Source organism: Thalassospira xianhensis MCCC 1A02616, from assembly GCF_003326475.1.
Lineage (GTDB): Bacteria > Pseudomonadota > Alphaproteobacteria > Rhodospirillales > Thalassospiraceae > Thalassospira > Thalassospira xianhensis.
This window is the reverse complement of the sequence record NZ_JPWA01000004.1, coordinates 67486-91991: the sequence shown is the minus strand read 5'-3', so window position 1 is coordinate 91991 and position 24506 is coordinate 67486. Positions and strand designations below refer to the sequence as shown.

General features: G+C 55.6%; 22 protein-coding genes. 13 read left to right on the top strand and 9 right to left on the bottom strand.

Annotated elements, in window-relative coordinates; all coding sequences use genetic code 11:
• Window positions 1–24 precede the first annotated feature (24 nt).
• From TH5_RS05245 to TH5_RS05200, 10 genes are read left to right on the top strand one after another with little or no spacing between them, the layout of a single operon-like run.
• A complete protein-coding gene (locus TH5_RS05245; RefSeq protein WP_114120987.1) occupies window positions 25–1188 on the top strand; it encodes a 1-deoxy-D-xylulose-5-phosphate reductoisomerase in 1164 nt (387 codons plus the stop codon).
• Between the two features lie 43 nt (window positions 1189–1231).
• Window positions 1232–2335 carry an RIP metalloprotease RseP gene (gene rseP / locus TH5_RS05240; protein WP_062948609.1) on the top strand — a complete coding sequence of 368 codons (1104 nt, stop codon included), beginning with the start codon at window positions 1232–1234 and terminating at the stop codon, window positions 2333–2335.
• 26 nt (window positions 2336–2361) lie between these two features.
• A complete protein-coding gene (gene bamA, locus TH5_RS05235) occupies window positions 2362–4656 on the top strand; it encodes an outer membrane protein assembly factor BamA (protein ID WP_244204819.1) in 2295 nt (764 codons plus the stop codon).
• Window positions 4656–5237 carry an OmpH/Skp family outer membrane protein gene (locus TH5_RS05230; RefSeq protein ID WP_114120986.1) on the top strand — a complete coding sequence of 194 codons (582 nt, stop codon included), beginning with the start codon at window positions 4656–4658 and terminating at the stop codon, window positions 5235–5237. The genes bamA and TH5_RS05230 overlap by 1 nt, the downstream gene beginning before the upstream one ends.
• The gene (lpxD, locus tag TH5_RS05225; RefSeq protein ID WP_114120985.1) at window positions 5237–6256 is read left to right on the top strand and encodes a UDP-3-O-(3-hydroxymyristoyl)glucosamine N-acyltransferase; all 1020 of its coding nucleotides are present in this window, start codon (window positions 5237–5239) and stop codon (window positions 6254–6256) included. The genes TH5_RS05230 and lpxD overlap by 1 nt, the downstream gene beginning before the upstream one ends.
• An 11-nt stretch (window positions 6257–6267) precedes the next feature.
• Window positions 6268–6717 carry a 3-hydroxyacyl-ACP dehydratase FabZ gene (gene fabZ, locus TH5_RS05220; RefSeq protein WP_007089442.1) on the top strand — a complete coding sequence of 150 codons (450 nt, stop codon included), beginning with the start codon at window positions 6268–6270 and terminating at the stop codon, window positions 6715–6717.
• 2 nt (window positions 6718–6719) lie between these two features.
• Complete coding sequence (gene lpxA / locus TH5_RS05215; protein ID WP_062948617.1) at window positions 6720–7523, top strand: acyl-ACP--UDP-N-acetylglucosamine O-acyltransferase; 804 nt, start codon at window positions 6720–6722, stop codon at window positions 7521–7523.
• Window positions 7504–8361, top strand: coding sequence for an LpxI family protein (locus tag TH5_RS05210; protein ID WP_114120984.1), 858 nt, complete (start codon window positions 7504–7506; stop codon window positions 8359–8361). Before lpxA ends, TH5_RS05210 begins: the two co-directional genes overlap by 20 nt.
• The gene (gene lpxB, locus TH5_RS05205; protein ID WP_114120983.1) at window positions 8354–9550 is read left to right on the top strand and encodes a lipid-A-disaccharide synthase; all 1197 of its coding nucleotides are present in this window, start codon (window positions 8354–8356) and stop codon (window positions 9548–9550) included. Before TH5_RS05210 ends, lpxB begins: the two co-directional genes overlap by 8 nt.
• Before the next feature lie 47 nt (window positions 9551–9597).
• Window positions 9598–10038, top strand: a complete 441-nt coding sequence (locus TH5_RS05200) for a VOC family protein (protein WP_007089446.1) — start codon at window positions 9598–9600, stop codon at window positions 10036–10038.
• A 75-nt stretch (window positions 10039–10113) separates the two neighbouring features.
• On the opposite strand, the gene TH5_RS05195 is transcribed toward TH5_RS05200, so the two are convergent.
• Together TH5_RS05195 and gltX are read right to left on the bottom strand one after the other, a co-directional pair.
• Complete coding sequence (locus tag TH5_RS05195) at window positions 10114–11421, bottom strand: citrate synthase (protein ID WP_114120982.1); 1308 nt, start codon at window positions 11419–11421, stop codon at window positions 10114–10116.
• A gap of 110 nt (window positions 11422–11531) precedes the next feature.
• Complete coding sequence (gene gltX, locus TH5_RS05190) at window positions 11532–12941, bottom strand: glutamate--tRNA ligase (RefSeq protein ID WP_114120981.1); 1410 nt, start codon at window positions 12939–12941, stop codon at window positions 11532–11534.
• Window positions 12942–13154: 213 nt separating this feature from the next.
• On the opposite strand from gltX, the gene TH5_RS05185 reads away from it, so the two are divergent.
• Entirely contained in the window at window positions 13155–15200 is a 2046-nt protein-coding gene (locus TH5_RS05185) for a ComEC/Rec2 family competence protein (protein WP_244204818.1), read from the top strand.
• Window positions 15201–15253: 53 nt separating this feature from the next.
• Here TH5_RS05185 and lexA read toward each other — a convergent pair whose 3' ends face one another.
• From lexA to TH5_RS05160, 5 genes are all read right to left on the bottom strand, one after another.
• The gene (lexA, locus tag TH5_RS05180; protein WP_114120979.1) at window positions 15254–15961 is read right to left on the bottom strand and encodes a transcriptional repressor LexA; all 708 of its coding nucleotides are present in this window, start codon (window positions 15959–15961) and stop codon (window positions 15254–15256) included.
• A gap of 147 nt (window positions 15962–16108) precedes the next feature.
• Window positions 16109–16588: a cyclic pyranopterin monophosphate synthase MoaC gene (gene moaC / locus TH5_RS05175; protein WP_114120978.1), complete on the bottom strand. Its 480-nt coding sequence runs from the start codon at window positions 16586–16588 to the stop codon at window positions 16109–16111.
• 20 nt (window positions 16589–16608) lie between these two features.
• Entirely contained in the window at window positions 16609–17406 is a 798-nt protein-coding gene (gene trpC / locus TH5_RS05170) for an indole-3-glycerol phosphate synthase TrpC (protein ID WP_114120977.1), read from the bottom strand.
• Entirely contained in the window at window positions 17403–18437 is a 1035-nt protein-coding gene (gene trpD, locus TH5_RS05165) for an anthranilate phosphoribosyltransferase (protein WP_114120976.1), read from the bottom strand. Before trpD ends, trpC begins: the two co-directional genes overlap by 4 nt.
• A 33-nt stretch (window positions 18438–18470) precedes the next feature.
• Window positions 18471–19043, bottom strand: coding sequence for an anthranilate synthase component II (locus TH5_RS05160; RefSeq protein ID WP_114120975.1), 573 nt, complete (start codon window positions 19041–19043; stop codon window positions 18471–18473).
• 216 nt (window positions 19044–19259) lie between these two features.
• Between TH5_RS05160 and TH5_RS05155 the strand changes: the two genes are divergently transcribed.
• Together TH5_RS05155 and TH5_RS05150 are read left to right on the top strand one after the other, a co-directional pair.
• Window positions 19260–20435 carry a divergent polysaccharide deacetylase family protein gene (locus TH5_RS05155; RefSeq protein ID WP_114120974.1) on the top strand — a complete coding sequence of 392 codons (1176 nt, stop codon included), beginning with the start codon at window positions 19260–19262 and terminating at the stop codon, window positions 20433–20435.
• Window positions 20435–20908 carry a hypothetical protein gene (locus tag TH5_RS05150; RefSeq protein ID WP_114120973.1) on the top strand — a complete coding sequence of 158 codons (474 nt, stop codon included), beginning with the start codon at window positions 20435–20437 and terminating at the stop codon, window positions 20906–20908. Before TH5_RS05155 ends, TH5_RS05150 begins: the two co-directional genes overlap by 1 nt.
• Here TH5_RS05150 and trpE read toward each other — a convergent pair.
• On the bottom strand, window positions 20905–22401 hold the full coding sequence (gene trpE, locus TH5_RS05145; protein ID WP_114120972.1) for an anthranilate synthase component I: 1497 nt from the start codon (window positions 22399–22401) through the stop codon (window positions 20905–20907). The genes TH5_RS05150 and trpE overlap by 4 nt on opposite strands.
• 102 nt (window positions 22402–22503) lie before the next feature.
• Window positions 22504–24396 (bottom strand): SurA N-terminal domain-containing protein, encoded by a 1893-nt coding sequence (locus TH5_RS05140; protein ID WP_114120971.1) that lies wholly within the window; start codon window positions 24394–24396, stop codon window positions 22504–22506.
• Window positions 24397–24506: the final 110 nt, after the last annotated feature.

Sequence of the window (24506 nt, the reverse complement as noted above, 5' to 3'; positions counted from 1 at the left end):
AGAAATCCGCGAAGCTGGTGTTTGATGACAATTAAGAAATCAGTCTGCGTGCTTGGCGTGACCGGATCGGTTGGCAGTAGCACGGTAGATATCCTGAAAGCACATGCAGACAAATATGTCGTGGACGCCATTACCGCCCATCGAAATGTGCCGGCGCTGGCAAAGGCCGCCATCGAGCTTGGGGCAGCCATGGCGGTTATTGCCGATGAAAGCCTTTATGAAGACCTGAAATCGGCGTTGTCGGGCACCAAGATTCTGGTGGCTGCCGGTGATGACGCGTTGGTCGAGGCCGCATCGCGCCCGTCCGATATCGTTATTGCCGCGATTATCGGTGCGGCGGGGCTCAAGGCGACGCTGGCGGCCATTCGCCGCGGGGCAAGGGTTGGACTTGCCAACAAGGAAACGCTGGTGTGTGCCGGTGATCTGATGATGGCGGAAGTCGCGAAATACAAGGCGACGCTGATCCCGGTCGATTCCGAACATAGCGCGATTTTTCAGGTGCTGGAGCAAAAGTCGATCGACAAGGTTGACCGTATTCTTCTGACGGCATCGGGCGGGCCGTTTCGGGAATGGTCGCTTGAGGAAATGAAATCGGTTTCGCCCAAGCAGGCGCTTGCACATCCCAACTGGGACATGGGGGCGAAGATTTCGATTGATTCGGCAACCATGATGAACAAGGGCCTTGAACTGATCGAGGCATGCCGTCTGTTCCCCGTGCCCGAAGATCGTATCGAGGTGGTGGTGCATCCACAATCCGTCGTGCACAGCATGGTGGAATATTCCGACGGGTCGGTGCTTGCCCAGCTTGGCTCGCCCGATATGCGGACCCCGATTGCCTATGCGCTTTCATGGCCGGAAAGAATACGGGTTGATGTAGCGCGTCTTGATTTTGCCACGATCGGGCAGTTGAACTTTACCTCGCCGGATCTGAAACGGTTTCCTGCCCTGCGTCTGGCGCGCGAAGCGTTGCGGGCGGGGGGCACGGTACCGACTGTTCTGAATGCTGCAAACGAGATTGCCGTTGGTGCATTTCTGGGCGGAAAGCTTACCTTCCTGCAAATTGCCGAAACGGTCGAGCGCATGATGAACAGGATTGCCGCATCGCCGTTACGCGATCTCGACCAGATGTTTGATCTTGATGATATGATTCGTCGTGAAACGCTGGGCATGATCAAAACCGGTCTTTGAGTGCTAAAAATGCGGGGTTCGCCCCGAAAAAGGAACGTCTTCTATGGAAACCCTTCTTGCCTTTCTATTTGTTCTTTCGGTTTTGGTGTTTGTCCATGAATACGGGCATTACTGGGTCGCGATCCGGAATGGCGTGAAGGTTGAAGCGTTTTCAATCGGATTCGGGCCAGAGCTTTTTGGCTGGTACGATAAAAAGGGCACGCGCTGGAAAGTCAGCCTGCTGCCGCTTGGCGGGTATGTCAAAATGTTTGGCGACATGAACCCGGCAAGTGCCGGGCAGCGTGACGACCTTGACGACGAAGAACGTAAGCATGCGTTTCATCACAAGGGACTGGCAGCGCGTGCGGCGATTGTTTTTGCCGGTCCGCTGGCCAATTTCCTGTTCGCCATCATTGTTTTTACCGTTCTTTTTGCCGCGGTCGGCCAGCAGCGCGCCCTGCCGGTGGTGGGCGAGGTTGTTGACGGCAGCCCGGCGGCGATTGCGGAATTGCAATCCCAGGACCGGATCAGCGCGATCAACGGGCAGCCGATTGACTGGTTCAGCGAACTTTCGGATGTGATCCGGGCCAATGCCGGTACGCCGGTTTCGCTTTCGGTTCTGCGTGACGGGCAGGAAATCGAGGTTCAGGTAACACCCGAGGCCGTGACATCGGGCGAAGGTGACGATGTTGAGAGTTTCGGCCGCCTTGGCGTGACCGCCGGTGCCTTTGAGACCCAGCGCGACGGGATTATCGATGCGACCGGCAAGGCGTTTTCATCGACATGGAACCTGATCGCGCAGACGATGTCGGCATTGGGTGAAATGATTTCGGGCGAACGTGACAGTTCCGAGCTTGGCGGCCCGATCCGTATCGCACAGATGTCGGGCGAGGTTGCCGAGGGTGGCATTGGCCCGCTTCTGTTCTTTATGGCGTATCTTTCGATCAGCCTTGGGTTGATTAACCTGATGCCTGTTCCGGTTCTTGATGGTGGTCATCTGGTGTTTTATGCCATCGAGGCGGTTCGCGGTAAGCCCTTGGGCGCAAAAGCACAAGAATATGGTTTCCGTCTCGGGGCAGGTTTGGTATTCAGCTTAATCATCTTTGCAACTTGGAACGACCTGACGCAATTGGGCGTCTGGAATTTCTTCAAAGGCCTGGCAGGCTGATGATAGACGGCATCAGGGGGTTGAATTTGCTGCGTAATGTGAAAGCGGCTGCTTTGGCGGCAGTCTTGCTTGGTGGAACCGCGCCAACCATAATTCCGATGGTGGCCTATGCCCAGGGAAGCAGCGTTATCCGCGAAATCCGGGTAGACGGCAACAACCGTATCGAAGCCGCGACGGTTAACGCGTATCTGTCGGTAAAAGAAGGCGATCCCTATGATCCGCAAAGAATCAACGAATCGCTGAAGTCGTTGTTTTCGACCGGACTTTTTGCCGATGTTGCCATCGGTTTCGAGCAGGGTGTGCTGAAGGTCAATGTCGTTGAAAACCCGATCATCAACCGGATTGCCTTTGAAGGTAACTCGCGCCTGAAGGATGATGCGTTGGGGGCGGAGCTTCAGTTGCGTCCGCGCGTTGTTTACACCCGCACCAAGGTGCAGGCCGACGTTCAGCGTATTCTTGATCTGTATCGCCGTTCCGGCCGGTTTGCCGCGACGGTCGAGCCCAAAGTCATCCAGCTTGAACAGAACCGTGTCGATCTTGTCTTTGAAATTGACGAGGGCGAGGCGACCGGTGTTCGCAAGATCAACTTTGTCGGCAACAAGGCGTTTGATGATGGCGAATTGTCCGAAGTTGTCCGGACAACCGAGAGTGCCTGGTGGAAAATCCTGACGGCGGATGACAATTACGATCCGGATCGCGTCACGTTTGACCGTGAATTGCTGCGCCGTTTCTATCTTTCAGCCGGTTATGCCGATTTCCAGGTTCTGTCGTCGGTTGCCGAACTGACCCCGGATCGTTCGGACTTCTTCATCACCTATACCGTCAGTGAAGGCCAGCGTTACCGGTTTGGCGATATCAATGTCGTATCGCAGATCGACAAGATCGATCCGGCAACATTGATGCCGTTGATCGAGATTGAAAAAGGCGACTGGTATAATGCCGACCTTGTCGATGACGCCATTGATGCCCTGACCACCAGCATCGGTGATCAGGGTTATGCGTTTATCGATATTCGCCCGAATGTCGAACGCGATCGCGAGACCGGTGTCATCAACATCACCTTTACGATTGCCGAAGGGCCGAAGGTTTATGTCGAGCGCATCGATGTGGTCGGCAACGTCCGTACCCTTGATGAGGTTGTACGTCGCGAATTCCGCCTTGTCGAAGGCGACGCATTCAGCAGTTCGAAACTGAAACGTTCGCGCCAGCGTGTTGAAAACCTGAACTTCTTCAAGACGGTTGATGTGAAAACGCTTCCGGGCAGTGCACCGGATCAGACGGTTCTTGAGGTCGATGTTGAAGAAAAATCGACCGGCGAGTTTTCCATCGGTGCCGGTTACGGTACGGATGACGGGGCGTTTGGTCAGGCCGGTATCCGCGAACGTAACCTGCTTGGCAAAGGGCAGGATTTGCGTCTTGGCTTTACCATCGGGTCATCCAGCCAGCAGATTGATCTGTCCTTTACCGAGCCGTACTTCCTTGACCGCGACGTGAGTGCCGGTTTCGATCTTTATCGCCGTGAAGAAGACAACCAGGACGAAAGTTCGTACGACGAGAAACAAACTGGTATCGGTCTGCGTTCCGGTTTCCGTTATTCCGAAGCCCTGTCGCAGTCCGTTCGCTACGGGTTCGAGGTTAACGAGTATTCGGACATCGATGACGATGCATCGCGCCTACTGCGCGAGGAAGACCCGGAATTTTCCGAATCCACGATCGGTCAGACGCTGACCTATGATCAGCGTGACAGCACGATTTCGCCGAAGGAAGGCTACTTCATGCAGCTTTCCAACGATTTCGCCGGTCTTGGCGGGTCGGAAACCTATCTTCGCACGCGTGTGAATGGTGGATATTACTATCCGCTTGATCGTGAAAAGGAATGGGTGCTGTCGACCAAGGGGTCTACCGGTTATATCTTTGGTATTGGCGACGACACGCGCATTTCGCAGCGCTTCTTTACCGGCGGTTCGAACCTTCGCGGTTTTGAATCTGCCGGTGTTGGCCCGCGCGATATTGAGACAACCGATGCGGTCGGTGGCAAATTCTTCTATACTGGTACGGTTCAGATGGACTTCCCGTTAGGATTGCCATCAGAATTCGCCCTGACCGGTCGCGTGTTCAGTGATTTCGGTTCTTCTGAAGGGGTTGATGGGGCAAGGCCCGGCGAGATTCATGACGAGGGGTCTCTCAGGGCGTCTGTTGGTATTGGGGTAGGCTGGGAATCGCCGTTTGGCCCGATTGGTGTTGACCTTTCGCAGGCTATTCTCAAAGAAGATTACGACAAAGAGGAAGTGTTCCGATTGAACTTCGGGACCAGATTCTGATGAAAATGATGAAATCTATCCAGACTGCCATTGCCGCAATTGCCATGACATTTGCGGTCGGTACCATGACTGTTGCCTCTGCGCAGGAAAATAGCGGGGCGGAAACGACTGCTGTTGTGATGATCGTCGATTTTGAAGGCATCATGCGCGAAGCATCTGCCATGCAGGACATGACCAAGCAGATCAAGACGCGTCAGGAAGCCTATCAGCAGGAAATCGAAAAGCGTCAGCAGGCCCTGCGTAAGGAAGAGCAGGAAATCGCCCAGCAGCGAACCCTTCTGTCTGCCGATGTCATTCAGCAGAAACAGAAAGAATTTCAGCAGAAAGTGGCTGATTTCCAGAAGTTCGCACAGGGGCGCAACCGCATCCTTGACGAGGCGCTCAATGCATCGCGGGTGAAGTTCCAGAAAACGCTTATCGAAGTGATCGCTGATGTTGCCGAGCAGCGCAATGCAACACTGGTTTTGCATAAAAGCCAGGTCATCCTGCATGCTAACGCCATGGATGCCTCCAAGGAGGTGTTTGACCGCGTGAACAAGGCAATGCCGACCCTTAGCGTCGAGTTCAAGGAAGCGTCCTGATGGCGGATCCCCGGTTTTTTAAACGCAAGGGACCTTTCAGCGTTCAGGAAATTGCAGATTTGACCGGTGCGGAGCTGGTGAATGCACCCGATCCGTCGCGCCGTTTTGACGATGTATCGCCGCTTCAGAATGCGGATGCGTCAATCCTGAGCTTTTTCGACAATCGCAAATATCTTGATGCCTTTGTCAGCAGTTCAGCGGGCGGGTGTTTTGTTCGACCGGAATTCGTTGATCGTGCGCCGGCTGACATGGTGCTGTTTACGACGAGCGATCCGTACCGGGCCTATGCCAAGGCCGCAACGGCCTATTATCCGTTTGACGAGGCGAATGGCGTTGTTTCACCGCATGCCGTTGTTGCCGATACCGCCAGGATTGGAAAAGGTGTCCAGATCGACGCCGGTGCTGTGATCGGCGGGAACTGCGAGATTGGCGATGGCTGCATCATCGCCAGCAATGCGGTGATCGGTGAAGGTGTCGTGATCGGAGCCGGAAGCAAGATCGGTGCGGGGGCGACGATCAGCCACTGCCTGATCGGCAATCTGTGTCTGATCTATCCCGGGGCACGCATCGGGCAGGATGGTTTCGGATTTGCCATGGGGCCGCAGGGGCATCTTAAAGTGCCGCAGCTTGGCCGTGTCGTGATCGGCAACGATGTGGAGGTCGGCGCCAATTCGACAATCGACCGGGGGGCAGGGCCCGATACGGTGATTGGCAATGGGTGCCGTATCGACAACCTTGTACAGATCGGCCATAACGTCGAACTTGGCATGGGATGTGTTATCGTGTCTCAGGTCGGGATTTCGGGATCGACCAAGCTTGGCAACTTTGTTGTTGCTGCGGGTCAGGCCGGGATTACAGGCCATCTTGAAATTGGTGACGGCGCAAAGATTGCAGCACAGTCTGGCGTCATGAAGAATATCGGTGCGGGCGAGACCGTTGGCGGAAGCCCCGCTGTGCCGGTAATGGAATATCATAAACAGACCGTGGCCCTGTCACGGTTAATACGGAAAAAGAAGTAAGGGCAATACCTATGACCGAACTGGTGAGTGTTGATATTCAGCGCATTCTGGAAATGATTCCGCATCGTTATCCGTTCCTGCTTATTGACAAGGTTGTTGATATTGCCGTCGACGATTCAGCCGTTGGCATCAAGAATGTAACGATGAACGAGCCGCAATTTACCGGCCATTTCCCGGAACAGCCGATCATGCCCGGTGTTCTGATCATCGAAAGCATGGCGCAGACGGCGGCAATCCTTGTTGTCCAGACCCTTGGCGAGGATGCCGAAGGCAAACTGGTTTATTTCATGAGCATCGACAATGCACGGTTCCGCAAGCCGGTTGTGCCGGGTGACGTCATGCATATTCATGTGAAGAAAAAACAGAGCCGTGGTCCGGTCTGGAAATTCGAAAGCGAAGTCCGCGTTAACGATCAGGTCGTTGCAGAAGCTACCATCGCCGCGATGATCCGGGGCAACTGATAATGTCAAAAGTGCATCCAACCGCCATTGTCGAAGACGGCGCCCAGATTGGCCAGGATGTAGAAATCGGGCCATACTGTGTTGTCGGCCCGCAGGCGGTTCTGGGTGATCGCGTCAAGCTGCACAGCCATGTCGTGATCGCCGGAATTACGTCAATCGGCGAAGACAGTATGGTCTTTCCCTTTGCGTCGGTTGGTCATGCGCCGCAGGATTTGAAATTCAAAAACGAACCGTCGCGTTTGATTATCGGCAAACGCAACAAGATCCGTGAAGGGGCGACCCTTAATCCCGGCACCGAAGGTGGCGGGATGGAAACGACGATTGGCGATGATTGCCTGTTTATGGCCGGTGCCCATGTCGGGCACGATTGCCATATCGGCAATCATTGCATTCTGGTCAATAACGGAACGCTTGCCGGCCATGTTGTTGTAGAGGATTTTGCGATTGTTGGCGGTCTTTCGGCGGTGCACCAGTTTGTCCGCATTGGCAGACATGCTATGATTGGCGGCATGACAGGTGTTGAAAGCGACATCATTCCTTATGGTTCCGTGATCGGCAACCGTGCCTATCTTTCGGGGCTTAACCTTGTCGGGTTGAAGCGCCGCGGGTTTGACCGCGAAACCATCCATGCGCTTCGCAAGGCGTATCGTCTTTTGTTCGCACAGGAAGGCACCCTTGCAGAGCGGGTTGAAGAAGTCGCCAAGGATTTCGAGAATGTCGGACCGGTCATGGAAATCATCAGCTTCCTGAAAGCGGAAAGCATGCGTTCCGTATGCACGCCGAAATATGACAGCTCCGCAGGATAATCCCACAGCAAAGCTTGGTATCATTGCCGGTGGTGGTGCGCTTCCCGCCCGTTTGGCTGCTGCCGCGACAGCAGCCGGGCGGGATGTTTTTATCGTGAAGCTTGATGCCCATGCCGATGATCCTGCACTTGACGACTATGCCCATACGTCGCTTCGCATCGGGGCTGCGGCCAAAATCCTTGATCGTCTGAAATCCGAAGAATGCCGTGATGTCGTGCTTGCCGGGAAGGTGGCGCGCCCGTCATTTGCATCGATCCGGCCCGATTGGCGGGCGGCGAAACTTCTGATGAAAGTCGGTATGAAGTCGCTTGGCGATGACGGGTTGCTGCGTCTGGTGGCCGGGGAGCTTGAACGTGATGGGTTCCGTCTGGTTGGCGCGCACGAGATTTTGGGCGATCTTGCCGTCGAGGACGGCATTCTTGGCAAGGTGAAGCCCGATGATCAGGCCGTTTCGGATGCCCAGCATGGTCTGAAGGTCGCCCGGATTCTGGGGGCGGCTGATGTCGGGCAGGGCTGTGTGGTGCAACAGGGGCTCGTTCTTGCACTTGAGGCCATCGAGGGTACGGACGAGATGATCCGCCGGTCCGCCAATTATCGTCGCGAGGGTGTTGGCGGTGTCCTGGTGAAGTCGGCAAAGCCGCAGCAGGACAGGCGTCTTGATCTGCCGGCAATTGGTGTTTCGACCGTGGAAAACGCCCACAGTGCCGGATTACGCGGTATTGCGTTGCTTGCCGGTGGCACGATGATCATTGACCGCGAGAAAACCGTGAAGCGTGCCGACGAACTTGGATTGTTCATTATCGGGCTTTCAGTACTGGAACCTGCACAGGATGACTAGGCCGGAGACCCAACAGTCGCCAAAAATCATGCTGGTTGCCGGTGAGGCCTCCGGGGATCAGCTTGGTGGCCGGTTGATGGCCGCGATCAGGGCACGTCACCCCGAAACCCGTTTCATCGGTGTTGGCGGCCCGCGCATGACGGGAGAGGGGCTTGAGAGCCTGTTTCCGATGGATGAGATGTCCGTCATGGGGCTTGCCGAGGTCCTGCCGCATATCCCGCATTTGTTGAAACGTATCCGCCAGACCGCCGAGTATGCCATTGAACAGCAGCCCGATGTGGTGATCACCATCGATGCCCCGGATTTTAGCTTTCGGGTTGGCAAGAAGCTGAAAGGCAGGGGCATTCCGCTGGTGCATTATGTTGCGCCGTCTGTCTGGGCATGGCGACCGGGACGGGCAAAGAAAATTGCCGGTTTTCTTGATCATCTGTTGGCGTTGCTGCCGTTCGAGCCACCCTATTTCGAGCAGGTCGGGCTTCCGACCACCTTTATAGGCCATTCCGCGGTCGAGGAGCGACATGGCGGCGACGCCGGGCGGTTCCGGGAGCAGCACGGCATAGCGCCGGACAGCAAGATACTGTCAGTCCTTCCGGGCAGTCGTAATTCGGAAGTCACCCGCCTTTTGCCGGTTTTCCGTGAAGTCTGCGAACGGTTGGCGAAGGATTTCCCCGATGCCCGTATTGTTGTGCCAACCGTGAGCAAGGTCGCGCAGGTCGTGAGTGATGCGGTTGCCGACTGGCCGTTAAGGCCGATTGTTGTCACCGGGGATCAGGACAGGCGCGATGCGTTTGCCGCGTCCCATGCGGCGCTGGCGGCATCCGGAACGGTGTCGCTTGAACTGGCGATCACCGGGGTTCCGCATGTGATCGGCTATAAGTTAAGCCCGATTACGGCATGGATTGCGCGGCGATTGTTGCGGATTGATACGGTGACCATCGTCAATCTGGTGCTGGGCACGAAGCTTGTACCGGAATTCCTGCAACAGGATTGCACGCCGAACCGGATTATCCCCGTTCTGAAATCGCTGATGGCAGACGGCGAAGGCCGGACCACGCAGTTGGTTGGTTTCGATAGGGCCACAACCATGCTTGGCTTTGGTGACCGCCCGCCCAGCGAAAAGGCCGCGGACGTCATCCTTGAAATCATAGAGAAAAATTCATCGGCCAAGGCTGGCATTACCACGCAATAACGCATAGTTTGGCTTCATTGACCCAATAAATGACGGAGCCATTTCCAATGCGTTATTTGCACACCATGGTGCGTGTCGAGGATGTTGATGCATCCATGCGTTTCTATTGCGAGCTGCTTGGCATGAAAGAAACCCGGCGCATTGAAAGCGAGAAGGGACGTTTCACCCTGATTTATCTTGCACCCCCTGCCGATGAAGCCAGTGCGAAGGCCAACAAGGCCCCGGAACTTGAACTGACCTATAACTGGGATCCGGAAAGCTATTCCGGCGGGCGCAATTTTGGCCACCTTGCCTATGAGGTTGATGACATTTATGCACTTTGCCAGAAACTGATGGATGCCGGTGTCACTATCAACCGTCCGCCGCGCGATGGTCATATGGCGTTTGTCCGTTCGCCGGACGGTATTTCGATCGAATTCCTGCAAAAGGGCGAGAGCCTTGCCCCGGCGGAGCCTTGGGCCAGCATGGAAAATACCGGTTCCTGGTAATGCCGTAACCGGTTGATCAAAAAGCAAAAAGGCCCGGAAAATTCCGGGCCTTTTCTGTATCTGTCGTCGTGCGGATTAACGCTTGTTGACCGGAACGAACGGACGTTCGGAAACACCGGTGAACAGCTGTCGCGGACGGCCGATTTTCTGCGACGGATCTTCGATCATTTCTTTCCACTGGGCAATCCAGCCGACGGTGCGGGCAACTGCGAACAGCACGGTGAACATGCTTTCTGGGATGCCCATCGCCTTGAAGATGATGCCCGAATAGAAATCGACGTTCGGATAGAGTTTCTTCTCGATGAAGTACTCGTCTTCGCGTGCGATGCGTTCGAGTTCCTGTGCAACGTCAAGCAGCGGGTCCTGTACGTTCAGTTCCTTGAGAACTTCGTGGCAGGTTTCCTGCATGACTTTGGCGCGCGGATCGTAGTTTTTGTAAACGCGGTGACCAAAGCCCATCAGACGGAACGGATCGTTCTTGTCTTTTGCCTTGTTGACGAATTCCGGAATGTTTTTCACATCGCCGATTTCGTTCAGCATTTTAAGAACGGCTTCGTTCGCACCGCCATGTGCCGGACCCCAGAGGGATGCAATACCGGCAGCGATACATGCAAACGGATTTGCACCCGAAGAACCGGCCAGACGAACGGTCGAGGTCGATGCGTTCTGTTCGTGGTCGGCATGAAGGATCAGGATACGATCCATTGCGCGTGCAAGAACCGGATTGACTTCATATTCTTCGCACGGGTTGCCGAACATCATCTGCAGGAAGTTTTCTGCGTAGCCGAGTTTGTTGTTCGGATAACGGAACGGCTGACCGATCGAGTATTTGTACGCCATCGCAGCGATGGTCGGCATTTTCGCGATCAGGCGATAGGCCGAGATCAGACGCTGGTTCGGATCGTTGATGTCGGTGCTGTCATGATAGAAAGCGGACATCGCGCCAACCACACCGCACATGATAGCCATCGGGTGGGCGTCGCGGCGGAAACCGTTATAGAAATTGCGCATCTGTTCATGCACCATGGTGTGCATGGTGATGTCATTTTCAAATTGCGCCTTGTCTTTTGCGTTCGGCAGATCGCCGTAAATCAGCAAATAGCAAACTTCGAGGAAATCGGATTGTTCGGCAAGTTCGTCGATGGCATAGCCGCGGTGACGCAGAATGCCGACGTCGCCGTCAATATAGGTCAGCTCGGACTGGCAGGAGCCGGTCGAGGTAAAACCCGGGTCATAGGTGAAATATCCGGTATCGGCGTAGAGTTTCCGAATGTCGATTACAGACGGACCAACGCTACCCTCGATCACCGGTAATTCGATCGACTTGCCAGTGGCATTGTCGGTCAGTGTCACGGTGTGGGAAGTCTTGGAATTCTGAGCCATGACTATTTTTCCTTCCCTGTTTGAACGAACACGGTTTTCAAGTTGTGTGCAGCATAGTGCTGCGGCGCACAAAGCGCAAATTCAGTGTTTAAGTTTTTTATTTTACGCTGTTATTGGGCATCGAATTTGCGGATGCGTTTCAGCGTTTGGGATTTGCCAAGCACGATCATTACTTCGAAGATGCCAGGCGATGAGTTGGAACCGGTGAGCACGGCCCGCAAGGGCTGCGCGACTTTGCCGAGCTTCTGATCGAGTTTTTCGGCAATGTTGCGAACGCTTGCGTCAACGTTCTCTTCGGTCCAGTTTTCAAGCGCGTCGAGTTCCTTTGCCAGTTCGGCAAACAGGCCTTCGGGGGCGCTATCAATCAGGGACTGAGCTTTCTCGTTAAACGACGTGACGCCGTCTGTAACGTAGAAGGCCGAAGAGTCGGCGAGCTCGATGAGTGTCTTGGCTCTTTCTTTAAGCCCTGACATGCCTTTGATCAAGATTTCTTTTTGCGCTGCGTCAATTGCATCGACGCCAATCTGTTTTGCGATCAGCGGCGCAATGTCGTTTGCAAGGCGGGTATCATCTGCCTGACGCAGATAAACGCCATTCAGGTTGGTCAGCTTGGCAAAGTCGAAGCGTGCCGCACCCTTGCCAACATCTTTGATGTCAAACCATTCGATGGCCTGATCCTGCGAGATGATTTCCTCGTCGCCGTGACCCCAGCCAAGACGCAGCAGGTAGTTGTTCACGGCTTCGGGCAGGAAACCCATTTCATCGCGATAGGCATCAACACCAAGTGCGCCATGGCGTTTGGACAGCTTTGCGCCATCCGGGCCGTGGATCAGCGGAATATGGGCAAAGGTCGGGACATCCCAACCCATGGCGTCATAAAGCGCTTTCTGCCGGAATGCGTTGGTCAGGTGGTCATCACCACGGATCACGTGGGTAATACCCATATCGTGGTCATCCACCACGACCGAAAGCATATAGGTCGGTGTGCCATCGCCGCGCAGAATGACGTAATCGTCAAGCTGATCATTGGCAACGCGCACATCGCCCTGTACCTGATCGGAAATTACCGCATCGCCTTCCTGCGGCGCCTTGAGGCGCACGACGGGCTTGACGCCAGCCGGGGCTTCGGAGGCATCGCGGTCGCGCCAGGTGCCGTCATATTTCATTGGGCGACCTTCGGCGCGGGCCTTTTCGCGCATTTCCTGAAGTTCTTCCTGCGAGCAATAGCAATAATAGGCTTTGCCGGCCTTGATCAGTTCGTGGGCGACTTCGGCATGGCGGTCGCGACGGGCGAACTGGAAGGTCGGTTCTTCGTCTGCGGTCAAGCCTAGCCAGTTCAGCCCGTCAAAAATGGCTTCAACGGCTTCGGGGGTTGAACGTTCCCGGTCAGTGTCTTCGATGCGCAGCAGGAATTTGCCGCCGGTGTGTTTGGCATAAAGCCAGTTATAAAGGGCGGTGCGTGCGCCGCCGATATGCAGAAACCCGGTCGGAGACGGGGCAAAACGGGTAACAACCGTCATTCACTCTATCCGTTGGCTGGATGTTGTTGCTTGTCGTAATGACTTTTGGCGTGCACGCTATAACACATATGCGGCGGTGTTGCACCACAGCCGATGATAGATAGAAACTGTATGCCGGGCAGGCTATTGTACATTCGTCGAATAAGTCGCAATGGAATTAATAAAAATCAATATGTTGCGAGATTAATTTCGCAAACTGGATTGTTATTGGCCGTGTGCAGAAATTCCTGGATCCTGTGCACGGTTATATTCTTCGGGTTGGGATGTGGGGCGTATTTTTCACTTCCAGCGCGTTTGACGGTCGAGCAAACCGGGCTTGCAGTGATTCTTTTGCTGTCGGGATTGTGGATTTCGCGGCGCTGGATTTTGCCATTCTTTGTCATTTTGCTAATGACCGGCTTTTGCAGCGGGTTGCTGATCACGTCTATACATCTTGAAATGGCGCCGTCAAAGCTTCTGACCAAGACGCTTTACATGACGGAGATCGAGGGCGACATCACGCTTCTGGAGCCGCGCGGCGGGCGGATGCGCATGACCGTGGTGCCGACCCGGATCGCGGGGCTTGAGGACCGGGCGTTTGACTGGAAGGTGCGATTGAGCCTGCCGGGTGGGGATGGACTTGCGGTCGGGGACCGGATTGTTGCCAACGCGCGGCTGTTTCCGTTGCGCGCGGCGTCCGTGCCAGGGGATCCGGATTTTTCACGCGGTTTGTATCTGGACGGGATCGGGGCGACCGGTTTTGTTTTTGGCCATCAATACCGTGTGGCAAAGGCCGCGGATGCGGGCTTTCTGCAACCGTTATCAGAACGGATCGAATATTTGCGCCTTGCGATTATGGGGGAAATCGACCGAGTTCTTACGTGGCCTGAATCCGGAATTGCCAAGGCGTTGATTGTTGGCGAACGCGGTGATGTCGGCGAAGAGACGGCGGATGATCTGCGCAAATCGGGGCTTGCGCATCTGCTGGCGATTTCTGGTCTGCATATGGGACTTTTAAGCGGGACGGTGTTCTTTTTCCTGCGGTTTGGCCTAGCGGCAATTCCCGCCGTTGCGTTGCGGTTTCCTATCAAGAAATGGGCAGCCATCGGCGCGATGGCATCCGCCGTGATTTATCTCGGCCTGTCGGGGGCCAGTGTGCCGACGCAGCGCGCCTTTATCACCCTGACGATTGTCTGGGCGGCGCTGTTGCTTGATCGACGGGCGATATCGCTACGGCTGGTGGCGATTGCGGCCCTTGTTGTTTTGATCCTGCGGCCCGATGCGGTATTGGGGCCAAGCTTTCAGCTTTCATTTGCCGCGGTATCGGTGCTGGTGGCGTTTTACGATGGGCCGGGCAGGCAATGGTTTGAGGCATCAGGCGACCGATCGTGGGCCCTCCGGCTTTGGCTGTTTTTTGCCGGGCTGGTGATGACCGGGTTGCTGGTTACGGCGGTGACCGCGCCGATCATCGGGTTTCATTTCGGACGGATTTCAATGATCGGGATCGTGTCCAACCTGATTGCCATTCCTGTCATGGCGTTTTGGGTGATGCCGCTGATTGTGGCGACGCTTGTTCTGATGCCGTTCGGGGCCGGAGCATTGCCCTTGTGGCTGATGAAGCCCGGTTTGACCTTGCTGATTGAAACCGCAGGCCTTGCCGCTGATCAGGCGTGGGGCCTTTGGCATGTCGAGCAGTTCAGTGCAGTATTTGCCATCGGTATCATGATGGCGATTGCCTGGTGGCTGGTCTGGCGGGGGAGCGCGATTGCCCGCTTGGCTGCTATTCCGCTATGCGTGGCGATTACGGCACAAATCCTGTATCACCCGGCGGATATTCTGGTTTCGGGCGATCAGGAAAGCTGGGCAATCCGGGACCGGCAGCAAAACAGACTTATCCTGCCCGAAGGCATATCGGATTTTCAGCAATCGGTCTGGATGGCGCGGTTTGGCATTGCCGATCATGATGCCGATCAGATTATCGAGAAATGCGATGCTGCGGTTTGTTCTGCGATGGTCGGGGAACAGCGGGTGATTGTTGCCAATGATTTTGCCAATCCGTTCTATGCGTGCCGCCATGCCGATATGATCATCAGCCTGAAACGCGATATGCCGCGTGATATCTGTACGCCGTATGTGACCGTCATCGATGATGACCGGCTGTGGTGGCAGGGCGGTGTATCGGTTTCCCTGCGGCCGGGGAGTGCTCCGGTGATTGAAACCGTGCGTGAAACGTCCGGCACCTGGCCGTGGATCACTATCGGGGGCAGAGTGATCAAATAAAAACGCCGCCAGACGGGCTGACGGCGTTTTCAGGTTTGTTGGTACTTGTCTGATCAGTATTGGCGCAGCAGGCCGATCAGGCGTCCCTGAATGCGGACACGGTCCGGCGACAGGGCGCGTGTTTCATAACGCGCATTGGCCGGTTCAAGCAGAACTTCGCCGCGACCGCGTTTCAGACGTTTCAGGGTGGCTTCGGCGTCGTCAACCAGTGCCACGACGATGGTACCATCATTGGCCTGCTCGCAGCGCTGGATCAGAACCGTGTCGCCATCAAGGATGCCGGCATCGATCATCGAATCACCGGAAACCTCAAGCGCGTAGTGGTCGCCGGTCCCCAAAAGGGCGGCGGGAACCTGCACCATTGTGGTTTGATCGCGAAGGGCTTCGATCGGTGTACCGGCCGCGATCCGGCCAAACAGCGGCAGGGAGACGGATTCACCAGAGTCCGAGAAGGCCGAGGGCACGGTTGCCGGCCGGTGAGCGGCCTTTCGCGCAGTTGCGATGGATGTCACATTGGTTGGGGTTTCCGCCGCATCGTCATCGTTATTATCGGGAAGACGCAGGACTTCGAGCGCGCGGGCCCGATGGGCGAGGCGGCGGATGAAACCTCGTTCCTCAAGCCCGGTAATCAGGCGATGAATGCCGGATTTGGATTTCAGGTTCAGGGCTTCTTTCATCTCGTCAAAGGAGGGCGAGATGCCATGATCGCGGAGGTAATTATCGATATAGACCAGCAATTCGTATTGCTTGCGCGTCAGCATGATTTTTCCCGAACCAGTAATAAGAACAAACCGAATACATGAATGTTCTACTTTGGTTCTTGCAGTTCGTCAAGCACCACAAGCCGAAAAATCGCTGTTTAAGGGCATTCTTTCGGTCAAGAAACGAAATTCCGGTACTTTCGGGGGTCAGTCGGCGGTGAAAAGACCCGATTTACCGCCTTCCTTATGGACGACGCGGATATCGGTAATCCGCATGGCCTTGTCGACGGCCTTGCACATGTCAAATACGGTCAGTGCGGTAATAGAAACGGCGGTCAGGGCTTCCATTTCGACGCCGGTTTTCCCGGTGGTCTTGCAGATTGCGACAATATCGACCGCATCGGTATCGGTTGCCAGTTCCAAGGTGACTTCGACCGAGGTCAGGGGCAGGGGATGGCATAGCGGGATCAGGTCGGGGGTTTTCTTGGCCCCCATGATCCCGGCAAGCTGGGCGATGCCAAGAACGTCGCCCTTTTTATGGCCGCGTTCCGCGATCAGACGTGCTGTTTCCGCCGACATCAGGACACGACCCTTTGCGATGGCGACACGTGCGGTATCGCTCTTGGCCGAAATGTCGACCATGACGGCATTACCGGCGGCGTCGATATGCGAAAGTTTGTCTGCCATGCCTGTATCTTGTTCGGGTGTCAGGCCGCGAGGCCGAGAATGTTGCGGGTGGCGGCGGTGACGTCATCCTGGCGCATCAGGCTTTCGCCGATCAGGAAGCATTGCGCGCCGACCTTTGCCATGCGGTCGAGGTCATTGTGGGTGAATAGGCCACTTTCGGCGACCAGCATCCGACTGTCATCAACCATGTCGGCCAGTTCTTCGGTTGTGGTCAGGGAGACTTCGAGCGTTTTCAGATTGCGGTTGTTAACGCCAAGCAGCTTTGATTTCAGTTTCAGGGCACGTTCAAGTTCCGGTGCATTGTGCACTTCAATCAGGACATCCATGCCAAGGCTGTTTGCGGCGTCTTCAAGCTCTGCGGCCTGAGCATCTTCGAGAGCGGCCATGATCAGAAGGATACAATCGGCACCAAGGGCCCGGGCTTCGGTCACCTGATAGGGATCAAGCATGAAATCCTTGCGCAGCACTGGCAGGTCAACCGCGGCACGTGCCGCGATCAGATAGCTGTCATCGCCCTGGAAATAGGGGATGTCGGTCAGGACCGACAGGCAGCTCGCACCGCCAGCCTTATAGGCCTGTGCCAGAACGGGCGGATTGAAATCGGGGCGGATCAGGCCCTTGGACGGGGATGCCTTTTTAATTTCGGCAATCAGGCCGTACCGGCCATTGGCAACCGATGTTTCAAGCGCCTTGATGAAGCCGCGCGGGGCGGATTGCGATTTGGCGGCGGTTTCGAGGTCGGCAAGCGACTTTCGCGCCTTGCAGGCGGCGATATGGTCGCGTTTGTCGTTACAGATGCGTTCGAGTACGTCGCTCACGCTGCGGTCCCCTGATTGGAAATGCTGACAAGTGCCTGCAGGGTTTCTGCGGCTTTGCCGGAATCGATTGCTACCCGTGCCTTTGCGATGCCATCGGCAAGGTCGCTTGCGATGTCGGTAACGACAAGTGCCGCCGCGGCATTCAGAAGAACGATATCGCGATAGGCGCTTTTTTTACCGGCAAGAAGATCAAGAATGGCCTGCGCGTTGGTTTGGGCGTCGCCGCCTTTAAGCGCATCAAGAGTGACGATTTCAAGACCGTAATCTTCGGGATTAATTTCAAAGGTCGTGACCTTGCCGTTTTTGACTTCGGCAACAAAGGTCGGGCCGGTCGTCGAAATTTCGTCAAGGCCGCTATGACCATAGACAACCCACGCATGTTCCGAACCCAGGCGGTTCAGCACATTGGCAATCGGTTCGACCCATTCACGGGCGAAAACGCCCATGACCTGGCGTTTGGTTTTGGCCGGGTTGGCCAGCGGTCCCAGAAGGTTAAAGATCGTGCGCGTGCCCATTTCAACGCGGGTCGGCATCACGTGACGCACCGCCGAGTGATGGCGCGTTGCCATCATGAAGCACAGATTGATCTCCTTTAGCGCCTTTTCGAGAAGCGCCATATCGGCATCAAGATTGACGCCAAGCGCCAGCAGGACATCGGCCGATCCCGATTTTGACGACGCCGCGCGGTTGCCGTGCTTGGCAACGATGGCACCGCAGGCCGCCGCAACAATTGCTGCCCCGGTGGAGATATTGAAGGTGCCGCTGCCATCGCCACCGGTGCCGCAGGTATCCACCGCATTGGGCGGGGCGACAATGCCGGTCGCCTTGGATCGCATGACGCGCGCCGCCCCGGTGATTTCATCGACCGTTTCCCCGCGCAGCCGCAGTGCCATAAGGAAAGCCCCCATCTGAGACGGCGTTGCCTGACCGGACATCAGAACGTCGAAGGCCTGTTCGGCCTGTTCCTCGTTCAGTTTTTCGCCATTTGCGACTTTGGCCAGGATTGGCTTCAGGTCATATTCAGTCGACATGCGGGTTTCCTCGGTTAGCGGTCCGGTGCGGTTTCATGCGCCGGGGAAGTCTATAAAATTCTTCAAAAGGGCATGGCCGTGTTCGGATGCGATGCTTTCGGGGTGGAACTGGACCCCGTGGATCTGATGCTGTTTGTGACGCAGCCCCATGATCAGACCATCCCCGTTTTCTGCCGTGATTTCAAGGCAATCAGGCAGGGTCGCGCGATCCACGACCAATGAATGGTAACGTGTGGCTTCAAACGGGCTTGGCAGGCCGTTGAAAACGCTTTTGCCATCATGAACCATTGCATCGGTCTTGCCGTGCATGCATTCGGGCGCGCGAACGACATTGCCGCCAAAGGCCTGACCGATGGATTGATGACCAAGGCAGACGCCAAGCAGCTTGAGCTTGCCCGCAGATGCGGTGATCAGATCAAGACAGATACCGGCACGATCCGGGTCACACGGCCCGGGCGAGATCACGATGCCGTCGGGCTTTAAAGCCAGCGCGTCATCGACGGAAATTTCGTCATTGCGGCGTACTTCGACCTCCGGGCCGAGTTCGCGCAGATAGTGCCACAAATTGAATGTGAAGCTGTCGTAATTATCGATGAGGAGATACATCGTGGCGCCGGGCTGTGAATATCAGATCGGGCAGAGAATAAACGGCATTGCCGCTACGTCAAGCGATTGCAAAAACCATTTTCCTGCCTTTGTTTGTGACTTTAACAGGGTGCTAACCGGATCGGGTATAAAAGCTTCCGAACACAAGCCGACATAATCGGTATATAATCACCATATGGGTAACACGACCCAGCAAACGAGACTGGAGACCAGAGCGTGGCACGCCGGGCACAACCCGCCAAAAAGAAAAAAGCGGCACCGCGAAAAAGAAGCCGTGGCAAGGCTGCACCGAAGAAGAAATCGGGTGGTATTGGCCGCCTGATGCTCGGCGGTGCAATTGTTGCGGGGACCATTTCCGCATTCATCGCCGCAGGCAGCATGCTTGAGCTGGATCGTGCATCGCGTGATCTTGGTGAACGCGTGACAAAAGCCGAACCGGAATATACGCCCGAACCGGCCCCCGTGCCGGAAAGCCGGAATTATGATTTCAGCGAAAGCAACGGCAATCGCGACCGGACGGGATATATGGTTGGTGAACGGAAGCCGGGCGAAAACCCCGTAGCGGTGACCGAGCCGGAAAAGACACCGGAAACCCGATCACCTGATCCTGCCGTGCCGCCGAATACGGGTAACATCGGGGGCGGCGAATATAGTGACGGGCCGCCGCCATGGCAGAAATTTGCCGCCCTTACCCCGGAAACGGGAACCGCCCCGGTTATTGCGATTGTAATTGATGATGCGGGCCTTGATCAGCCGCGCACTGCACGCACGACAGAATTGCCGGGGCCGGTGACGATTTCCTATTTGCCGTATGCGCGCGACCTTCAGCGTCAGGTGCGCGATGCGCGGGCACGCGGTCATGAAGTCATGCTTCATATGCCGATGGAGCCGTCTTCTGCGTCTGTTGATCCGGGGCCACATGCCTTGCGGGCAAGCTATGACCGGGAAAAGATCCTTCACGAGATGACATGGATGCTTGACCAGTTTGACGGTTATGTCGGGGTGAACAACCATATGGGCAGCAAGTTCACATCTGACCCGGAGCGCATGCAGGTGGTGATGGAGGTGATGAAAGCACGCGGGCTTTTGTTCCTGGATTCCAAAACCAGTGCGAAGTCGGTCGGATTTTCGATGGCGCGCCAGTATGATGTCCCAGCGCTTGAACGGGACGTGTTCATTGATGACGCCGATGATGCCACAAAGATCGCCGAAATGCTGGCAAGGACCGAAAAGGTTGCCGCCAATCAGGGATTTGCGATTGCGATTGGCCATCCGCGCGACTTGACGCTGGAAGCCCTGCACAAATGGATTCCGGCGATTCAGGCGAAGGGATTTGTTCTGGTGCCGGTCACCGACATCCTGCGACGAACAAGTCCGAGTGCGACAGGTTGATGCGAGACCCTCGATCCGAAGAAACAGATTTTCATATCCAGCGGCAGGTCATTCTTGGTCTGTTGATGCTGCTGAGCGTGTTTATCGCAGGTTTTATTGGATATGAAGGATTGCCTTATGCGCTGACACGCATTGATCGCGCAGATACCACTGGCACAGTCATAAAGTATGAAAAGAACAATGGAAACTCGACCATTTGGTATCGTTTTACGGATGCTGATGACGTGCCATACGAGAGGTATGTGAGTTTACCAGCTGATGCCAAGTTTAGCACATCTGTCGGCGCATCTGTTGATGTGGCTTATTTTCCTCTTGTGCCGAGCTATTCGGACATAACTAATCTTTTCCAATACCGGAACGCGTCATCGACCATTGCCACATGTGCAATTGCAGCGACCGGAGTGTTTGCACTGCTGTTTTGTGCTGCACATTGGCGTTACCGCAAACACCGGAAACGGATGAGGCGTTATTAAGCAAACCGATGGGCTTCGCGGGCGGCGGCCATAAGCGCGCCTGCCTTGTTCTGGCATTCCTTGTGTTCGAGTTCCGGTTTGCTGTCGACGACGATCCCGGCGCCGGCCTGAATGTGGATCTGTTCGTCCTTGATAACGGCAGTACGCAGCGCGATGCAGGTATCCATCGATCCATCGGCCGAGATATAGCCGATACATCCGGCATAAATTCCGCGCCGGACCGATTCCAGTTCATCAATGATTTCCATGGCGCGGACTTTGGGCGCGCCCGATACCGTTCCGGCAGGGAATCCGGCCTTAAGCGCATCCATCGCATCATATTTATCGTCGATCTGACCGACGACGTTGGAAACGATATGCATGACATGGGAATAGTATTCGATCTGTTCGCGGTCGGTGACGCGCACCGTACCGGGCTTGGACACACGGCCGACATCATTACGCCCAAGGTCAAGCAGCATCAGATGTTCCGAGCGTTCCTTTGGATCATCGAGCAGGTCCTGGGCCATGACCTTGTCGTCATCGGGTGTCTTGCCGCGTCGACGTGTTCCGGCAATCGGGCGAATGGTGACTTCGCCGTCGCGCAGACGCACAAGGATTTCCGGGCTGGCACCGACCACCTGAAACCCGCCGATATCCAGATAGAACATGAAAGGTGACGGATTGATCCGGCGAAGGGCGCGGTAAAAGGCGAAAGGCGGCAATTGATATGGCAGGGTATAACGCTGCGACAGGACGACCTGAAAGATATCGCCCGCACGGATATACTCCTTGGCCTGATCTACCATTTGATGGAAACCGGCCTCGTCGACGCTGACCCTTGGATCGGGCAGGGTGGCGGGAACCGATTTGGACCGGCGATCAAGGAACAGGTTGCGCTGGAACTGCTGCACGACATCATTGAGGCGCGCGCAGGCAAGATCATAGGCCGCGTTTGCATCAATTCCGTTTTCCGGGCGGACCGGTGTTACCACGGTGACGGTATCGGCGATGGTATCGAAGCTTGCCGTCACCGTCGGGCGGATAAAGATGCCGTCAGGGACGCCGAGTTCATCCGGGTTGCTATCGGGCAGCTTTTCCATCAGGCGCACGGTGTCATAGCCCATATAGCCGACTAGACCGGCACTCATGGGGGGCAGGTTATCGGGCAGGGCGATGTGGCTTTCGGCGATCAGCTTTTTCAGGCTTTCAAGCGGTGCTTCGGGTTCGGCTTCGAACGCGTCGGCATCGGCAAGGGCGCGGCGGTTCAGTTCGGCCTTCTGACCAAAGCACCGCCAGATCAGGTCGGGACGCAGGCCAAGGAATGAATAGCGTCCGCGAACGGCACCGCCTTCGACAGATTCAAGCAGATAGGTGTTGGGCATGCCTTCGGCAATCTTGAGAAATGCCGAGACAGGCGTATCAAGATCAGCGGTCAGTGAGGTCCAAAGAACCTGTGAAATGCTATTATTGTAGTTCTGCTTGAAACTGTTGAAATCCGGTTTGATTTCCATGGTCTGTCCAATTTTGGTCGATTTGGGTGGGCTATGCGGGATAGGGCGGAGTTTAACGAAAAAGGGCGGCCCGATGAAAGGCCGCCCCATTCCGGATCGGGATCAGTTTGCCGCGGTTTGCGGATAAAGACCGTTGATCACGCTGTTATTGACGCTGACCGAAATCTCGTCCTGCAGATAATCGAGATACTGCGCAAGAATGTCTTCGTTCAGGGCCTGTTTCAGTTCGGTCACGACCGGGTCCGCATCGCCTTCGGCAATGGTGGCGGCTTTGATCTCGTCAAGTTTCAGAACCAGAACATTTTCACCGGACTGAATTGCCTTTGCCTTGCCTTCGTCAAGTGTGAAGAGGGCGGCTGCAACAGCCGGGCTGACACCGTCTGCAAGGCCCTGGCCGGTACGTTTGGTCAGGCCGCTTTCTGTGACTTCGGCATTCTCGCTGGTTGCGAGTGATGCGATATCGGCATTCTGGTCATTGATCGATGCCGCAAGCTGATCAGCTTTTTCAAGCATCAGGCGATTGCGTTCATCGGCTTTCCACGCAGCGACGACGTCGTCACGAACTTCTTCGAACGGACGCAGCGCGGCAGGGGTTACTTCATCAACGCGCGCGACGTAACGAACGCCGGTCGAGGTTTCTTCAAGGAAGCTGTCCTCGCCCTTGTCGAGTTCGAAAATCATGGCGTTGATTTCAGCACTGTCGGCGATGCCGACATCAAGGCCTTCGCCACGAACAACATCGTTCAGCTTATAGGTCTTTGCGCCAACCGCGTTCGCAGCTTCTTCAAGCGGGGTACCGGCACCCAGTTCATCGTCCAGTCTGGCAGCAAGGTCATAGATTGCGTCTTCTGCCTTGAACTGTTTTACGCCTTCTTCGACCTCGTTACGAACCTGATCAAGGGTTTCGGTCCGTTCCGGCGTAATGGCGGTTACGCGAATGATGTGCCAGCCAAGGGCGGTTTCGACCGGTTCGGAGAACGCGCCTTCTTCAAGACCAAAGGTCGCATCGCGCAGATCGGGCAGGATGTTGTCGGCGGTGAATTCACCAAGCTTCACAATCGACGGGTCCATGCCCGCATCCTCGGTCGCGACCGTCATGAAATCGGCGCCGTTCTGAAGGGCCTTGTAGGCCTCCTGTGCGCTTTCCTTTTCATTGGGAGCAAACAGGATCTGTTCGACCACGCGTTTTTCCGGTGTCTGGAATTCCGGCAGGCGATGGTTGTATGCCTCATTGATTTCGTCTTCGGTGACATCCATGTTCGCCGCCAGATCGGTCGCCGAAAGGGTGACCAGGGTCACAGTACGGCTTTCGGGAGCGGTGAATTGCGGCGCATTGTCTTCGTGATATTTACGAAGGGTCGCGTCATCGGGGGTTTCGATATTGTCGAATTCCGAAGGGTTCAGGGCAAAGAAGCTGCCGCCACGCTGTTCGTTGCGATAGGCGGCAATCTGCTGCGCCATGACGTCTGGTGCATTGACGGCACCGGCAAGGCTTCCGACAACCTGCTGGCCCATCATGTCACCACGTACGCCTTCGATGAATTCCGGTTCGGTATATCCGCTGGAATACAGCGCCTGAAGGAAACGTTCGCGGTCAAACTGGCCGGTGGTTTCGTTCTGGAAGCCAGGAGACGCAAAAATCGTATCGCGGACTTTTTCGTTGCTGATGCCAATTCCCATTTCCTTGGCGTTTTCACGCAGGATTTTCTGGGAGACCAGATTTTGAACCGTATTGTTCAAAAGGCCCATCTGGATGGCTTGCTGACGGTCGAAATTGGGACCGAAAACGCTGCGCATATTCTGGATGCTGCGCTGGAAGGCGCGATCCAGTTCGGCGGGACTGATGTTTTGGCTGCCGATTTCAGCAACCTGGCGTGAGGTACCAAGGTTGAGCATCGACGCATTCAGGCCCCATCCGACGAAGCTGATTGCGATCACACCAAGAATGATCTTGGCGAAGATTGATTTCGAAAAAGAGCGAATGCCAGCAAGCATATGATAAGCCTAACAATTCGTGGTTTGGTGCCAATGACAATGCAGGTGACATTGCATCGGCAGCGTTTCTTTTGTGTGCCGGAATCTTATAAAATCCCGTCGCAATTGCC

Excerpts from the sequence above, each read along its gene's own strand:
- TH5_RS05245 (WP_114120987.1), top strand. The coding sequence starts at position 25 with ATGACAATTAAGAAATCAGTCTGCGTGCTTGGCGTGACCGGATCGGTT.
- rseP (WP_062948609.1), top strand. The coding sequence starts at position 1,232 with ATGGAAACCCTTCTTGCCTTTCTATTTGTTCTTTCGGTTTTGGTGTTT.
- TH5_RS05230 (WP_114120986.1), top strand. The coding sequence starts at position 4,656 with ATGAAAATGATGAAATCTATCCAGACTGCCATTGCCGCAATTGCCATG.
- lpxD (WP_114120985.1), top strand. The coding sequence starts at position 5,237 with ATGGCGGATCCCCGGTTTTTTAAACGCAAGGGACCTTTCAGCGTTCAG.
- fabZ (WP_007089442.1), top strand. The coding sequence starts at position 6,268 with ATGACCGAACTGGTGAGTGTTGATATTCAGCGCATTCTGGAAATGATT.
- lpxA (WP_062948617.1), top strand. The coding sequence starts at position 6,720 with ATGTCAAAAGTGCATCCAACCGCCATTGTCGAAGACGGCGCCCAGATT.
- TH5_RS05210 (WP_114120984.1), top strand. The coding sequence starts at position 7,504 with ATGACAGCTCCGCAGGATAATCCCACAGCAAAGCTTGGTATCATTGCC.
- lpxB (WP_114120983.1), top strand. The coding sequence starts at position 8,354 with ATGACTAGGCCGGAGACCCAACAGTCGCCAAAAATCATGCTGGTTGCC.
- TH5_RS05200 (WP_007089446.1), top strand. The coding sequence starts at position 9,598 with ATGCGTTATTTGCACACCATGGTGCGTGTCGAGGATGTTGATGCATCC.
- TH5_RS05195 (WP_114120982.1), bottom strand. The coding sequence starts at position 11,421 with ATGGCTCAGAATTCCAAGACTTCCCACACCGTGACACTGACCGACAAT.
- gltX (WP_114120981.1), bottom strand. The coding sequence starts at position 12,941 with ATGACGGTTGTTACCCGTTTTGCCCCGTCTCCGACCGGGTTTCTGCAT.
- lexA (WP_114120979.1), bottom strand. The coding sequence starts at position 15,961 with ATGCTGACGCGCAAGCAATACGAATTGCTGGTCTATATCGATAATTAC.
- moaC (WP_114120978.1), bottom strand. The coding sequence starts at position 16,588 with ATGGCAGACAAACTTTCGCATATCGACGCCGCCGGTAATGCCGTCATG.
- trpD (WP_114120976.1), bottom strand. The coding sequence starts at position 18,437 with ATGTCGACTGAATATGACCTGAAGCCAATCCTGGCCAAAGTCGCAAAT.
- TH5_RS05160 (WP_114120975.1), bottom strand. The coding sequence starts at position 19,043 with ATGTATCTCCTCATCGATAATTACGACAGCTTCACATTCAATTTGTGG.
- TH5_RS05150 (WP_114120973.1), top strand. The coding sequence starts at position 20,435 with ATGCGAGACCCTCGATCCGAAGAAACAGATTTTCATATCCAGCGGCAG.
- trpE (WP_114120972.1), bottom strand. The coding sequence starts at position 22,401 with ATGGAAATCAAACCGGATTTCAACAGTTTCAAGCAGAACTACAATAAT.
- TH5_RS05140 (WP_114120971.1), bottom strand. The coding sequence starts at position 24,396 with ATGCTTGCTGGCATTCGCTCTTTTTCGAAATCAATCTTCGCCAAGATC.